This is a genomic window from Faecalibacterium sp. An58 (assembly GCF_002161515.1).
In the GTDB taxonomy this organism is placed as follows: Bacteria; Bacillota; Clostridia; order Oscillospirales; family Ruminococcaceae; genus Faecalibacterium; species Faecalibacterium avium.
Map to the genome: position 1 here is coordinate 1 of NZ_NFHX01000026.1, position 14,020 is coordinate 14,020.

Genomic DNA, 14,020 nt, shown 5'->3' on the forward strand with positions numbered 1-14,020 from the left:
TTCTATTCCTCTTTGCCGCCACATCGGATGGGTGTTTTACCCGAGCGTGCAGGTGGTCTCTGGCACCTGTGCGCCCCTTATATCATCTCCCGGTATGGTGCCCCGGGGGTGTTATAAGTAAGATTTCATTAGGCCTTGGCAGGATCCAGGGTCTTTACATGAGTAGTCTGGGCAACAGTGTAAGCAAAGCAGTAAATAGTAGTACCATCAGCCTTTTCAACGCTTACCATGCTGACATTGCCAGTATAGCTATAATCGCAGTAATCCTGACCGCCAATAGTAGTACCCTTCTCATAAGAAGTCGCCTTCATATCATAAATGAGAGCATCAATTGTTTCAGCGGCCCGCTTCATAGCGACATCTTCATTAAAAGCACCAGTAATGGTAAATGCACTCACTGCCTCAACAACAACACCATCCGCATTGTCTTTAACTTTATTACCGTTATATGCAACATTATTAGCCGTCATGCCAGTATACTTCTTAAGTGCAGCCACATCGGTAGACATACCCGTCAGGGCAGCAATACGATTGGTCAAATTTGTACTATTAGCACCCTCGCCGAACGCCTTCACAGCGTTGGACAGCAGCGCATCCAGAGAGGAGCTAGAAGTAAAGTTAATCTTAACATCATTAGCTGCATCCTGGCCATTGTTTACAGCTGCGACAATGCCAGTCTCGGGAACAACAACAGGATCATCCGGATTCCCGGGGTTAGTAGTGCCCTCACCGCAGCCAGCCAGCATGCTGACGGCCATGATGCCGGCCAGCATCAGGGAAGCAATTTTCTTGAGCTTCATAATGAATTTTTCCTCCTTATGGTGTATAAAAGATAGAGACCCAAAACAGGTTCAAAGGAAGGTCCTTTCCTTTGTGTGCCTATCATAACATACCCCCCCCGGTGTCAAGACCCAATTTCAAAATTCCCCATTTTTTCTTTATTTTCTTTAGTTCGCATTTCCTAACTTTGGGTGCAGGGGGCGGGAGTGAGCTGTTCTCATCTTTGGGGGCGGCTTTTTGGTTCTATGCAACTGTCCCAAAAAGGCGGCTGTATTTTCTCACCGGGAAGATGGGTTTTGTGACCGCGACACATTGACGCCGGCCCGGCCAGCCGCTATAATGGAAGTATATTCCAGTTATTGAACGATCATCCCAAAGGAGGGCCTGGCATGGAACTGTATCGGGTGGAACAGATCGCGGAGGGCGACTACGGCTGTGAGGAACTGCCCGAAGGCGCGCCCGTCCTGTGCAGCGTCACCCTGCGGGGGCCGGATGGGGCCTCCCTGGTGGTGGAAGTGCCCGACCAGGCGCTGACCGCCCAGTCCATCCAGGAGGGCTGCACCGTCCTCCGGCAGGACGGCTCTTTGCAGCTGGTTCGGCCCATCCGCACCAGCGCCCTGATCGGGCTGGGCGCTTTGGGTATCCTGTTTGGGCGGAAGATGCCGGGGGTGCAGGTCATCGCCGACTCCCAGCGGGCCGCCCGCTACACCGCTCATCCCGCCACCTGCAACGGCCAGCCCTGCCCCTTTTCCTATTGCAGCCCCAGCCAGGGCCAGCCGGCCGACCTGGCACTGGTGACCGTCAAGGCCACCGGCCTGGAGCAGGCCATCCGGGACATCGCCCCCTTTGTGGGGCCTCACACCGTTATCCTCAGCCTGCTCAACGGCATCACCAGCGAGGAACGGCTGGAGGCAGCCTACCCCGGCCACACCCTCTGGAGCGTGGCCATTGGGATGGACGCCAACCGCGTGGGCCGGGATCTGGTGTTCAAGGCGCCGGGGCGCATCCAGTTTGGGGAGCGGGATGGCCGCATCACCCCGCGGGTGGCGGCGGTGGCCCAATACTTTGCCGCCTGCGGCATCGCCGGTGAGCCCTGCACCGACATCCTCTACAAGCAGTGGCACAAGCTGATGATCAACGTGGGGCTGAACCAGGCCTCTGCCGCCTTCGGCATGACCTACGGGGACCTGGCCAAAGACACCCCCCAGCGGGCCAAAATGCTGCAGGCCATGCAGGAGGTGATCCGGCTGGCCAACGCCGAGGGCGTTCCCCTGCCCCCCGACGACGACGTGGTTTGGCTGGCCGGGGCCATCCCCTCCTTCAAGCCCGACAACCGCCCCAGCATGGGCCAGGACATCCAGGCCCGCCGCCCCACCGAGGTGGAGGAGTTTGCGGGCACCGTCCGGCGGCTTTCCCAAAAGCACGGCCTGCCCACCCCCGCCAACGATTTCTTCTACCAGCGCATCCGTGCGATCGAAGCCGGCTGGGCCGCCCAGCCTCACTAGGGTGTATCTGAGAAATCAAAAATGCTGAGATATTCGCCAAAAAGCGCCAGGTGCAATGCGCATGAGCGCTGCAACTCTTGCGCTTAGCCGATTTTTGCGGCGCGGGTCGGCGCCCGCTTGCAAAAATCGGAGCACGGTGCCAGCCGCGCCTTCGCTACATCGTCCGCAGGACGCGCTCGGCGCGGCTGCATACAACACTTTTTATAAGAAAGGAGTTCGTTTATGAAACGCCGTTTTTCCACCCTGCTTTTGTCCGCGCTGGCTGTCGTGGCCGTGGGCGGGCTGACCCTCCTGCGCACCGGCCTGACCGCCGAGGCCGCACGGCAGGACTGGACGCCCCTGGTGACCAAAAACTATCCGGTCACCGGCACATTTACCGATATTTCCATCACCGGCTATTACGAGGACATTTATCTGCGCCCCTCCCGGGACGGCACGGTCAGCGTCACCACCCGGGATGCCGAGTCGGTCACCCACACGGTCTCGGTCGCCAATGGCGTCCTGTCCATCTCCCGGCCTGAGCCCGACAGCACCGGCGACCGGCTGTTCTTCCACGACAGCGACCCCGAGCTGATCCTCTATCTGCCGGCCGGAGACTACGGCGCCCTGAGCGTCTCCACCATGAGCGGCGATGTCCAGACGGCAAGCCGGCTGGCCTTCTCGGCGGCCAATTTCACCACCATCAGCGGCGATGTGGAGCTGTATTCCTCTGTCAGCGGCAACGTCGTGTGCAACACCACCAGCGGCGACATCGAGCTGCGCTGCCCCACCGCCGGCGCGGTGCAGGTCGTGACCACCAGCGGCGACGTGGAATTGAACGATTCCTATGTGCAGAGCCTGAGCGTGGAATCCACCAGCGGTGACGTGGACCTGGAGCGGAGCACGGCTGCCGGCGCGGTGGAGATCTCCACCGTATCGGGTGAGATCAGCCTTGAGCGGGCCGACGCCGCCAGCCTCACCCTGTCCACCACCAGCGGGGAGATCGAAGGTTCTCTGCTGTCCGCCAAGAATTTCTCTGTGACCAGCACCCATGGCCGCGTACAGGTGCCCGACTCCGACCCCACAGCCGGAGCCTGCACCATCTCCACCACCACCGGCAGCGTCTGGATCTCCATTCGTCCGTAACGCTGCATCATGCACCCGCCCGGAGGCAGCCCCTCCGGGCTTTTTATGTTTCAGGAGGTACTCTCATGCATACCGTTTATTTCACCCGCCACGGCCAGACGGTCTGGAATGTGGAAAACAAGATCTGCGGCGTCACCGACAGTCCCCTCACCGACCTTGGACGCAGCCAGGCCCGCGCCCTGGGTCGGCAGCTGGCCGACGACGGCCACGGCATCACCCATATCCTCTGCTCGCCGCTCTCCCGCGCCCACGAGACCGCCCAGATCATTGCCGCCGAGACCGGCCTGCCCCTGACTGTGGAGCCCCGCCTGCGGGAACAGGCCTTCGGCAAATACGAGGGCACGCCCCGCAACGGGCCCGCCTTCACGCTGGCCAAGCTGCATTTCTGCGACCGCTTTGAGGGCGGCGAAAGCATGCTGCAGCTGGCCGCCCGGATCTACGGCCTGCTGGACGACCTGGCCGCCCAGGACGGCACCGCCCTGCTGGTGGCGCACAACGGCATTGCCCGGGTGGTACAATCCTATTTCCACCCGATGACCAACGAGGAATTTGCCCTGTTCGGCATCGGCAACTGCGCCCTGGTGCGGTACGATTTCCCCTGACGCGCCGCGGCGCACAAAAACAATGCGGGGGCCGGCCGTATGGCCGGCCCCCGCAGAGGGACCCTATCTTTCGTGACGCAAAAGTTCTTTTGTTTTGGTGCGATCAACAACAGAAGGAATATGGTTCTATTCCTCTTTGCCGCCACATCGGATGGGTGTTTTACCCGAGCGTACAGGTGGTCTCTGGCACCTGCTCGCCCCTTATATCATCTCCCGGTATGGTGCCCCGAGGGTGTTATAAGTATTATTGGAAATTAGGCTTCAGTAGCAGTCTGAGTGACCATAATTGCCACAACCCACATGCTCTGATCAGAATGCTGACGGCTAGCCACCTTCAACGCACTAATCTCAGCCTTATACTCAAAATTGAAGTTGGCTACACTAGCAGGAAAAACAGTAGTGTTAACGCCATTGCTCGCAATCCACGATTTAACAACAGATTTCACAGCATCTTCTTCATCAAGTTTGCCGGAAACACCAAGCACATCAATGGCGACTCGGTTTCCAAGCACACTCGGCGCAGTATTAAATTTAGCCACAGTAATAATGTCCATGTTGCTAAACTCGTCGTCAAGCTTTTCCGCTACAGTCTTGACTGCACTGCTACCAGTTCCCTCATTAATTACAGCAACGGTCCCATAAGTATTTTCAATCTGACTATCCATCAAATTGTCAGAGTTTTCTGCAACTTTTTTCACATTGCTGTCCAGATCTGCATTCGAACCGAATGTAAAAATGTTTTTCTGAGGACCAGACAACATATAGTTTGCATACTCGGCAGCATTAGAAACAACCGGAGTTTCAGGATCTGTAGGAGTGCTAGAAGAAGGGTTGTCCTTGCAGCCAGCCAGCATGCTGACGGCCATGATGCCGGCCAGCGCCAGAGAAGTAATCTTCTTGAGTTTCATAATGAATTTTTCCTCCTTATGGTGTATAAAAGATAGAGACCCAAAACAGGTTCAAAGGAAGGTCCTTTCCTTTGTGTGCCTATCATAACATACCCCCCCCGGTGTCAAGACCCAATTTTCATTTTTCCCATTTTTTCTTTATTTTCTTTAGTTCGTGTGCTCTAACTTTGGAGGCAAAAGAAAAAGCGTCCCGCCGTCTGGCAGGGCGCTTTTGTGCATTTACATTTTCTGGATCACTTCGCCCAGCCAGCGGCACATCCGGTCGCCGGCCTGGTTGGCAATCTCCAGCACGCGCTGGTGGCTGTGGCGCACCGTCTGGATGCCGGTGGCCATGTTGGTGATGCAGCTGACCGCCAGCACCTTGATGCCCAGATACGAACAGACCATCGCCTCGGGGACAGTGCTCATCCCCACCGCGTCGGCGCCCAGGGCGGCAAAGGCCCGGATCTCGGCCGCCGTCTCATAGCAGGGGCCCATAAAGCCCATGTAGACCCCTTCTTTGTATTCGATGCCCTGCTTGTCCGCCACCGAGCGGGCCAGATCCAGCAGGTCATGGCTGAAGATCTCGGTCATATCGGGGAACCGGGGCCCGAACCGCTCGTCGTTGGGTCCGATGAGCGGGTTTGTCCCCATCATATTGATGGTGTCGGTGATCAGCATCAGGGTGCCCGGCTCAAAGCTGCGGTTGATGCCGCCGGCGGCGTTGGTCAGCACCACCGTCTCGATGCCCAGCAGCTGGAATACATAGAAGGGATAGCACACTTCCTTCATGCTGTATCCCTCGTAGAAATGGAACCGGCCCTCCATGGCCAGGACCGGGGTCTGGCCCAGTTTGCCCTCCAGCAAAGCGCCCTTGTGCCCCTGTACCGTAGACTGGGGGAAATGGGGGATCTCCCCGTAAGGGATCTCCTGTGTGTCGGTGAACCCGGCGGTCAGGTCTCCCAGGCCCGACCCCAGCACCACCGCGATCTTGGGTGCAAAGCGCAGTTTTTCTTTCAGATAGGCGGCGCTGGCGGCAGCCTTTTCATACAAATGTTCCATGCAGATCCTCCTTGCGGCTTTTTCTCCATTATACGGTTCCAGGGACCCTTTGGCAAGTGCGGCCCGGTCTGACAACGATGGACGGATGTACAAAAAAATTCACAGGTTGTTCATTCCCTTTCGGCCCCAAAGACCTTATAATAGAGTTCAAGGTTTTACAGAAAGGAGCCGTTTCATGAAAGGAAAAGGCTTTTTCACCGCCGTGCTCCGCCATCGCAGGCGGGTGCTGGCGGGCTATGCCGTGGCCGCGGTGCTGTGCGCTGTGCTCAGCCTGTTGGTTTCGGTCAACTACGACATCAACGACTATCTTCCCCCCGAATCCCCTTCCACCATCGCCATCGACGTGATGGAGGAGGCCTTCGGCGGCGGCATCCCCAATGTGCGGGCCATGGTGCGGGACGTCACCGTTCCCGAAGCGCTGGCCCTCAAACAACAGATCGGCCGCATCGAGGGCGTCACCGCCGTCACCTGGCTGGACGACGTCCTGGACATCACCGTCCCTCTGGAGATGCAGGACCCCGCCGCGGTGGAGTCCTACTACAAAGACGGGGCCGCCCTGCTGACCATCACGGTGGCGGATGACCAGCGGGCCGAGGCAGTGGCTGCCATCGAGGCCCTGCTGGGCGACAAGGGCGCCCTGACCGGCTCGGCGGTGTCCACGGCGGCGGCCACCCATTCCACCGTGGTGGAGGTGGCCCAGATCGCCTGCATCGCGGTGGTGTATGTGATCTTCATCCTGGCCCTCACCACCCGCAGCTGGGCCGAGCCCGCCATCGTCATGCTGGGGATGGGGGCCGCCATCCTCATCAACAACGGCACCAATCTGCTGTTCGGGGAGATCTCCTTTGTCACCAGCGCGGCAGGCAGCATTTTGCAGCTGGCCGTCTCGCTGGACTACTCGGTGTTCCTGATCCACCGCTTTGAGGAGGTGCGCCAGGAGCGCCCCGGCGCTTCCCCCGACGACTGCATGGTGGAGGCCCTGACCAAATCCGCTTCCTCCATCCTGTCCAGCGGCCTGACCACCGTCATCGGCTTTGCGGCCCTGGTGCTGATGCAGTTCCAGATCGGCCCCGATCTGGGCCTGGCCCTGGCCAAGGGGGTCGCCTTCAGCCTGCTGACCGTCTTTACCTTTGTGCCGGCTCTGGTGGTCACCGTCCTGCCCTGGATGGACCGCACCCGCCACAAGCCCCTGCTGCCCGGTTTCCAGGGCTTCGGACGGCTGGTCAGCCGGATCATGCTGCCCATGGTGGCGGTGCTGGTGGTGGTGATGGTCCCCTCGTTCCTGGCCTCCAACGCCAACCAGTATTACTACGGCGCAGGCCATATGTTCGGCACCGACACCAAGGTGGGCCAGGATACCCAGGCCATCGAGTCGGTGTTCGGCCAGAGCGACACCTATGTCCTGCTGGTCCCCGCCGGAGACACCGCCACCCAGAGCCAGCTGTCCTCCGCCCTGCACGCCCTGCCCCAGGTGACCAGCATCCTTTCCTATGTGGACACCGCCGGGCCCGAGATCCCGCCGGGCTACCTGGACGACGCCACTCTGTCCCAGCTGGTGTCGAACGGGTACACCCGCATGGTCCTCTCGGTGGCCGCCGACTTTGAAGGGGACGCGGCCTTTGCCCTGGTGGAACAGGTCCGGGCCATCGCCCAGCAATACTATCCCGACAGCTGGTATCTGGCCGGCCAGGGGGTCAGCACCTACGACCTGATGGACACCATCACCGACGACATGGCCAAGGTGAATCTGGTCGCCATCGCGGCGGTCTTTCTGGTGCTGCTGCTGTTGGAGCACAGCCTGGTGCTGCCCATCGTGCTGGTGCTCAGCATCGAGACGGCCATCTGGTTCAACCTGGCCCTGCCCTACTTCACCGACACCGTGGTCTTTTACATCGCTTACCTCATCATCAGTTCGGTGCAGCTGGGCGCCACGGTGGATTACGCCATCCTCTTTTCCGACCGCTACCGGGAATACCGCCAGACCCTGGACAAAAAGCCGGCTGTGGCCGCCACGGTGGCTACCGTCACCACATCGGTGCTCACCACCGGCAGTGGCCTGGCTGTGGTCGGCTTCCTGATGGGGGCCATCTCCTCCAACCAGCTGCTGGCCCAGCTGGGCAACTTCCTGGGCGTAGGCAGCCTGGCCTCCCTGGCCATCGTGCTGCTGGCGCTGCCCGGCATCCTCTACCTCATCGACCCATTCATCGTCCAATCCAAACCGGGAGCTTCCGCCCCCGCACCAAAGGAGGGCTGATCCCCATGAAACTGTACACCCTGCCCCGCCGTGCCGCCGCGGCCCTGCTGGCCGCCGCCGTTTTCTGCACGGCGACCCTCTCCGTCTTTGCCTCGGACAGCGCCCCCGCTTCTTCCGCAGCGGACAGCGCCCCTTCCGGCTCCGGGGCGTCCTCCCAGGCCGCCCCGCCCGAGGACGCTTCCGCCGACTTGGAGGAAGACAACGGCGCCGCCCCTGCCGCCAAAGAGGAAGTGATCTACGGCAAGCTGGCCGCCGACGGCACGGTGGAGAGCCTTTACGCCGTCAACCGGTTTGAGGCCACCGCCGGCGTGCCCATCACCGACTACGGCCATTACACCGCCGTCCGCAACATGACCACCACCGACCCCATCACCAGCAGCGACGGCGCCGTCACCCTGACCCCCGCCGCCGACGGCACCGTCTATTACGAGGGCACCATGGACCCCGCTACCCCCCTGCCCTGGCTGATCCAGGTGCACTACCTCCTGGACGGCGCCGAGTGCGACCCCAGCGAGCTGGCGGGCCGCAGCGGGGCCCTCATCATCCGCATCGACGTCAGCCCCAACCCCGACTGCACCGGCAGCTGGTTCGATCAATACGCCCTCCAGACCACCGTCACCCTGGACACCGCCAACGCCTCCAACATCCGGGCGGCGGGGGGCACCATCGCCAGCGTGGGCAGCCAGCGGCAGATCATCTTCACCCTGCTGCCCGGCCAGACCAGCCAGATCGAGGTGGCCGCCGATGTGACCAACTTCACCATGCCGGCTATCACCTTCAACGGCATCCAGCTCCAGCTCAAGCTGGACATCAACGGGGTGGCCCTGACCAACCGTTTGAACCAGCTGACCACCGGCACCAGCCAGCTGGACGAGGGCACGACCGCCCTGGCGGCGGGCATTGCGGCCCTGCAGCAGGGCCTGACCATGCTGGACCAGCAGTCCGGCCTTTTGACCGGCGGCTCGGCCGCCATCCAGTCCGCCCTGAATCAGCTCCAAAGCGCCCTGAACGGCGTCTCGGCCTCCAACGACCAGCTCACCGCCCTGCTGGAAGCTTCCAGGCAGATCGGCGGCGGGCTAGCCCAGCTGGATGACGGCGTGGCCCAGCTGGAGCAGCAGGTCAACTACGAGGCGTTCAAGCAGATCCTGGCCCAGAACGGCCTGGATCTGGACACCCTGGCCGCCGGCAACGCCCAGGCCATCGCCATGCTGCAGGGCCTCACCGGCCTGCCCTTCGGAGTGGGGGACCAGATCAGCCAGATCGTCCTGCTGCTCCAGGGCAACACCGCCCTGGCCGGGGCCATGCAGCTCTATCTGGACACCGTCAGCACCGGCATCGGGACCCTGCGCCAGGGCACCTCGGCGGTGCGGGAGGGCTACGCCGCCTTTGACGACGGCATCCAGGCCATGGCCTCGGTGCTGAACGGGATGCTGCAGAACCTGGCCCTTTTGTCCGACGCCGTGACCACCCTGGCCACCCAGTACGGCGCCTTCGACACCGGGGTCAACGCATACACCCAGGGAGTCAGCCAGATCCTGGCCGGCACCCAGCAGCTGACCGCCGCCTCCGGGATGCTGGTGGCGGGGGCGCACCAGCTGTACACCGAGACCAGCAGTATGCAGCTGGACGAGGAACTGGGCTCGCTGCTGGACACCCTGTCCGCCCCCGAGACCCCCGCCTCTTTCACCTCGGATCAGAACACCGGCGTTTCGGCCCTGCAGTTTGCCCTGCAAACCGCGCCCATCGCCCTGGACAGCGCCGCCCAGGCGGACCAGGCCCCCGCCCGTCCGCTCACTTTCTGGGAAAAGCTGCTGGACCTGTTTGGCCTGTACGACGGGCAGTGAGCGGCGCACAGGGCCAAAAACGCTCCTTAGCGTGTCGATAACGACACGCTTTAGGGGGAACCCATTTCTGCCTGCTGCGCAGGTCAGAAATTCTTTCCCCCTAATATCCCCCTTTTGGACAAAATTCAGCACTGAACCGCGCACTCGCCGCAAAGCGGCTCGCACACTCTCAGTGCTGAATTTCCCTGTATGTGTCCTGTCCATCCGCACATGTCGGCTGGACAGGACTTTTTGACAGTCTGAACACTCATTTTTGTGTGTTTTGTAAAAAGTGAAACTTGTTCTTTTGTTGGAATTTGCCCTCCCCATCCGCCTCTTTTTGTGCTACAATAGTACCGCTGTGCAGACTGTACAGCGTGTATGCGTCTGGCCATGAAAGAGGAACCCGTATGACCCTGTTTTTAACCAGCAGCCCCACCGGCTGCCCTTTTGAACCCGGCCCTCAGCCCGCTGCTCTGGACCCCAAAAACCACTTTGTCGATAACCTGCGCGCCGTCTGGCCCCAGGAGGCCCCCGAAGGGCTGCTGCTGGCAGCCGACCCCAAGGCCCACGCCGCCAACGACGAGGCCTGCAGCTTTTTTGCAGACTGCTTTGCCCGGGCCGGCCTGCCCCTGGACGGGCTGACCCCCTGCGACAGCCGCAACCAGGAGGAGATCTCCGAGCTGCTGGCCCGGTGCAACTTCCTGATCCTGGGGGGCGGCCATGTCCCCACCCAGAACCGCTTCTTTTCGGAGATCGGCCTGCCTGCCCTGCTGCAGAGCTATGAGGGGATCGTGCTGGGCATCAGCGCCGGCTCGATGAACGCTGCCGGCATCGTCTACGCCCAGCCCGAGGAGCCGGGCGAGGCCACCGACCCCTTCTACTGCCGCTGGATGACCGGCCTGGGCCTGACCGATATCAGCATCTGGCCCCATTACCAGCACTCCAAAAACAACACGGTGGACGGCATCCCTCTGCTGGACATCGCCCGTCAGGACAGCTGCCACCGGCCCTTCATCGCCCTGCCCGACGGCTCCTATATCATCTGCACCGACAGCAGCGAGGTCCTCTACGGCGAAGGCTGGTACTTCGGCAAGGGCCGCGTCTCCCTCATCAACGAGGACGGCGAGGAACTGCCTCTGTGGTAATTTGCTGCAGGACAGCGTTCGAACCGTGACTGCTGCTATCCTGCAAAAGGTCAAATACAAGAAGAGCCTGTATCCGGCATGGATACAGGCTCTTTTCGTTTACAGATAGTAGTACTGCCAGCCGTTTTCGGCCATGCAGCGGCCGATCTTCACCCCGAAGGCCGCGTCCAGCGCGCCCGAGGCGTAGACCTCCTCCGGCGTGCCGAAGGCCGCCAGCTTCCCGCCGGCCAGCAGGGCCACCCGGTCTGCGGTCCGCAGGGCCAGGTTCAGCTCGTGGGAGACAAGGCCCACCGCCCGCCCCTCGGCGGCCAGACGGCGGGCGGTGGCCATCACTTCCAGCTGGTGTTTGGGGTCCAGCCAGGTGGTGGGCTCATCCATCAGGATGGTGGGGGCCTGCTGGGCCAGCGCCATGGCCAGATAGACCTTCTGCCGCTGGCCGCCCGACAGGGTGTCCATCATCCGGCCGGCCAGGTCGGATGCGCCGGCGGCGGCCAGGGCCGCATCCACGGCGGCATAGTCCTCTTTGCGGTACTGCCGCGGGAAGGACAGATACGGGAACCGCCCGTGCAGCACCATCCGCCGCACCTCGATCCGGGGGGCCGGACGGCTCTGGGGCATATAGGCGGCCTTTTGGGCGGCCCGGGCGGGGGGCAGGCCGGCCAGGTCCGCCCCGTCGTACAGCACCCGGCCCGCCACTGGGGGCAGCAGGCCCAGGACTGTTTTCAGCAACGTGGTCTTGCCGCAGCCGTTGGGGCCGATCAGCACCGTCACACATCCCGGCTCAAACGCCAGGTCCACGCCGGACAGCACCGCCCGGTCCCCATAGCCTGCGCTGAGGTCCCTGCACTGGATCACCGGCGGTGCCCCCCTTTCTGCCGCAGCAGCAGCCAGATGAAAAAGGGCCCGCCTCCCAGACTGAGGACGACTCCCACCGGGATCTCATAGGGCGCAAAGAGGGTGCGGGCGGCGGTATCGCAGACGGTCAGCAGGGCGGCGCCCCCAAAGGCGCAGCCCACCACCAGGGGACAGCTTTCCTCCCCCAGCAGGCGGCGCAGCAGATGGGGCACGATCAGCCCCACAAAGCTGAGCAGCCCCGCCACACTGACAGCCGCCCCCGCCAGCCCTGCGGCCAGGGCCAGCAGGATCACCCGCATCCGTTCCACCCGCAGGCCCAGGCTGCGCGCCGTCTCGCTGCCCAGGGCCAGCAGGTCCAGTTCGTTGGTCAGCAGCAGCACCCCGGCCAGGCACGCCGCCCCAATGGCGGCGGCAGGGCCCACCCGGGCCAGGGTGACCCCGTTCATCCCGCCGATGCGGAAGTCGGAATAGCCGTTGAGGGCGTCGGGCACCAGCGTCACCAGCAGGTCGATGAGGGCCGAAAAGATGCTGGACAGGGCCACGCCGGTCAAGATCAGGGTCATGCGGGAAGCCCCTGCCCGCCGGGACACCTCCAGCACCAGCATGGCGCTGGCAAAGGCCCCCACAAAAGCGGCCACCGGCACCAGCCCCACCGCCGCCGGGGCCACAGCGCAGCACAGGGCCACCGCAGTGCCCGCCCCGGCATTCACCCCGATGACATTGGGAGAAGCCAGGGGGTTGGCCAGCACCGTCTGGATCACCGCGCCGGCCACCGCCAGGGCCGCCCCGGCCGCCAGACAGCCCGCCGTGCGGGGCAGCCGCACATACAGCACGATGGCGGCGCCGGTGCCCTGTCCCCGGCCGGCCAAAGCTTCCAGCAGCTGGCCCGGGGCCACCGGCACCGCCCCCACACAGAGGCTGAGCACCCCCGCCAGCACCGCCAGCAGGGCGGCACAGGCCAGCACCTTCTTTTTAGACCCCATACAGGATCTCCACCAGGCGGTCATAGGCCTCGCCCCAGCGGGCGTTGGGCTTGAGATGGTAGAGGGACTTGTCCATGTAATAGTAGTCCCCTTCCCGGACGGCGGTCAGCTGCTGCCAGGCGGGATTGGAGAGGACCGCCCCTTCCAGCTGGGCTTTGGCGGGCTCCGGGTCGGCCCCCTGCAGGACAAAGAAGATCTTGTCGGGGTCCGCCGCCAGGATGGCTTCCATGCTCAGGTCCTCCAGCAGGCTCTGGTCCTGGTCCGCGATGTTGACGCAGCCCAGGTCGGCCAGCATGGCGCCCAGCACGTTGCCCTCCGTCCCCTTGGCCTTGACCAGAGAGGCCGCCGCCCGGATGTACAGGACGGTGGGAGGCTCCTGGTTTTCCAGGGCGGCGGCAGCCCGGGCCCGGGCGTCCTCCACCTGCTGCGCCACATCGGTGCCGTAGGTCTGGTAATTCTCAGGGCAGCCGGTCAGGGTGGTGCACACCTCCAGCATCCGCAGATAGTCCTCAAAGGTATCCACCTCAAAGAAGGCCACCGTCACCCCGGCCGCTTCAAGGGTGGGCAGCATCTCCAGGTCAGCCGCCGTGTTGGTGCTGGCCAGCACCAGGTCGGGTTCCCCGGCCAGCAGCTCCTCCACGCTGGGGGATTTCACCCCGCCCAGATTGACCACATTCCCGCTCAGGGCCAGGTCAAAGTCGGTCCACGCGTCCGATGCCGTGGCCACCAGGCTGTCCCGGCCGCCGGCGGTGATCCACACATCCGCATAGCTGCCGGTCAGGGCAGCCACCCGCCGGGGCGTTCCGGACACCGTCACCGGGCGCCCCAGGTCATCGGTAAAGGTATAGGCCCCCTGCTCTGCAAAGGAAGAAGCCGGAGCCGCAGGCGCCGAGGACGCAGGGGCCGAAGAAGACCCGCCGCACCCTGCCAGCAGGGCGGCGCAGAAAAAGGCAAGCGCCGCAGCGGCGCAGAAGCATTTGCGTTTGTTCATGGTAT

Annotated in this window: 12 protein-coding genes; 6 read left to right on the forward strand and 6 right to left on the reverse strand. The window is 62.7% G+C overall.

The window, feature by feature from the left end:
• Nucleotides 1–128 precede the first annotated feature (128 nt).
• Complete coding sequence (locus B5G12_RS11750; protein WP_087325030.1) at nt 129–800, reverse strand: hypothetical protein; 672 nt, start codon at nt 798–800, stop codon at nt 129–131.
• Nucleotides 801–1,169: 369 nt separating this feature from the next.
• Between B5G12_RS11750 and B5G12_RS11755 the strand changes: the two genes are divergently transcribed.
• The 3 genes from B5G12_RS11755 (at nt 1,170) to B5G12_RS11765 (ending at nt 4,012) form a co-directional block, all read left to right on the forward strand.
• Entirely contained in the window at nt 1,170–2,285 is a 1,116-nt protein-coding gene (locus B5G12_RS11755; protein ID WP_087325031.1) for a ketopantoate reductase family protein, read from the forward strand.
• 222 nt (nt 2,286–2,507) lie between these two features.
• A complete protein-coding gene (locus tag B5G12_RS11760; protein WP_087325032.1) occupies nt 2,508–3,410 on the forward strand; it encodes a DUF4097 family beta strand repeat-containing protein in 903 nt (300 codons plus the stop codon).
• Nucleotides 3,411–3,475: 65 nt separating this feature from the next.
• Nucleotides 3,476–4,012: a histidine phosphatase family protein gene (locus tag B5G12_RS11765; RefSeq protein ID WP_087325033.1), complete on the forward strand. Its 537-nt coding sequence runs from the start codon at nt 3,476–3,478 to the stop codon at nt 4,010–4,012.
• Nucleotides 4,013–4,266: 254 nt separating this feature from the next.
• On the opposite strand, the gene B5G12_RS11770 is transcribed toward B5G12_RS11765, so the two are convergent.
• On the reverse strand, nt 4,267–4,920 hold the full coding sequence (locus B5G12_RS11770) for a hypothetical protein (RefSeq protein WP_087325034.1): 654 nt from the start codon (nt 4,918–4,920) through the stop codon (nt 4,267–4,269).
• A 219-nt stretch (nt 4,921–5,139) separates the two neighbouring features.
• Nucleotides 5,140–5,961: a purine-nucleoside phosphorylase gene (locus B5G12_RS11775; RefSeq protein WP_087233274.1), complete on the reverse strand. Its 822-nt coding sequence runs from the start codon at nt 5,959–5,961 to the stop codon at nt 5,140–5,142.
• A 175-nt stretch (nt 5,962–6,136) separates the two neighbouring features.
• On the opposite strand from B5G12_RS11775, the gene B5G12_RS11780 reads away from it, so the two are divergent.
• The 3 genes from B5G12_RS11780 (at nt 6,137) to B5G12_RS11790 (ending at nt 11,186) form a co-directional block, all read left to right on the forward strand.
• Nucleotides 6,137–8,215 carry an efflux RND transporter permease subunit gene (locus B5G12_RS11780; protein WP_087325035.1) on the forward strand — a complete coding sequence of 693 codons (2,079 nt, stop codon included), beginning with the start codon at nt 6,137–6,139 and terminating at the stop codon, nt 8,213–8,215.
• A gap of 5 nt (nt 8,216–8,220) precedes the next feature.
• Nucleotides 8,221–10,059, forward strand: a complete 1,839-nt coding sequence (locus B5G12_RS11785; RefSeq protein WP_087325036.1) for a hypothetical protein — start codon at nt 8,221–8,223, stop codon at nt 10,057–10,059.
• Between the two features lie 389 nt (nt 10,060–10,448).
• Nucleotides 10,449–11,186: a Type 1 glutamine amidotransferase-like domain-containing protein gene (locus B5G12_RS11790; protein WP_087325037.1), complete on the forward strand. Its 738-nt coding sequence runs from the start codon at nt 10,449–10,451 to the stop codon at nt 11,184–11,186.
• A gap of 99 nt (nt 11,187–11,285) precedes the next feature.
• Here B5G12_RS11790 and B5G12_RS11795 read toward each other — a convergent pair whose 3' ends face one another.
• The 3 genes from B5G12_RS11795 to B5G12_RS11805 are packed head-to-tail and all read right to left on the reverse strand — an operon-like array spanning nt 11,286 to nt 14,015.
• Nucleotides 11,286–12,041, reverse strand: coding sequence for an ABC transporter ATP-binding protein (locus B5G12_RS11795; protein WP_087325038.1), 756 nt, complete (start codon nt 12,039–12,041; stop codon nt 11,286–11,288).
• Nucleotides 12,038–13,024 (reverse strand): FecCD family ABC transporter permease, encoded by a 987-nt coding sequence (locus B5G12_RS11800; RefSeq protein ID WP_087325039.1) that lies wholly within the window; start codon nt 13,022–13,024, stop codon nt 12,038–12,040. The genes B5G12_RS11795 and B5G12_RS11800 overlap by 4 nt, the downstream gene beginning before the upstream one ends.
• Entirely contained in the window at nt 13,014–14,015 is a 1,002-nt protein-coding gene (locus tag B5G12_RS11805) for an ABC transporter substrate-binding protein (RefSeq protein WP_087325040.1), read from the reverse strand. The genes B5G12_RS11800 and B5G12_RS11805 overlap by 11 nt, the downstream gene beginning before the upstream one ends.
• Nucleotides 14,016–14,020 lie beyond the last annotated feature (5 nt).

What these genes read in the sequence shown, in the direction of transcription:
- B5G12_RS11775 (WP_087233274.1), bottom strand. Translation starts at nt 5,961, where the DNA reads ATGGAACATTTGTATGAAAAGGCTGCCGCCAGCGCCGCCTATCTGAAA.
- B5G12_RS11765 (WP_087325033.1), top strand. Translation starts at nt 3,476, where the DNA reads ATGCATACCGTTTATTTCACCCGCCACGGCCAGACGGTCTGGAATGTG.
- B5G12_RS11790 (WP_087325037.1), top strand. Translation starts at nt 10,449, where the DNA reads ATGACCCTGTTTTTAACCAGCAGCCCCACCGGCTGCCCTTTTGAACCC.
- B5G12_RS11755 (WP_087325031.1), top strand. Translation starts at nt 1,170, where the DNA reads ATGGAACTGTATCGGGTGGAACAGATCGCGGAGGGCGACTACGGCTGT.
- B5G12_RS11785 (WP_087325036.1), top strand. Translation starts at nt 8,221, where the DNA reads ATGAAACTGTACACCCTGCCCCGCCGTGCCGCCGCGGCCCTGCTGGCC.
- B5G12_RS11780 (WP_087325035.1), top strand. Translation starts at nt 6,137, where the DNA reads ATGAAAGGAAAAGGCTTTTTCACCGCCGTGCTCCGCCATCGCAGGCGG.
- B5G12_RS11770 (WP_087325034.1), bottom strand. Translation starts at nt 4,920, where the DNA reads ATGAAACTCAAGAAGATTACTTCTCTGGCGCTGGCCGGCATCATGGCC.
- B5G12_RS11800 (WP_087325039.1), bottom strand. Translation starts at nt 13,024, where the DNA reads ATGGGGTCTAAAAAGAAGGTGCTGGCCTGTGCCGCCCTGCTGGCGGTG.
- B5G12_RS11750 (WP_087325030.1), bottom strand. Translation starts at nt 800, where the DNA reads ATGAAGCTCAAGAAAATTGCTTCCCTGATGCTGGCCGGCATCATGGCC.
- B5G12_RS11760 (WP_087325032.1), top strand. Translation starts at nt 2,508, where the DNA reads ATGAAACGCCGTTTTTCCACCCTGCTTTTGTCCGCGCTGGCTGTCGTG.
- B5G12_RS11805 (WP_087325040.1), bottom strand. Translation starts at nt 14,015, where the DNA reads ATGAACAAACGCAAATGCTTCTGCGCCGCTGCGGCGCTTGCCTTTTTC.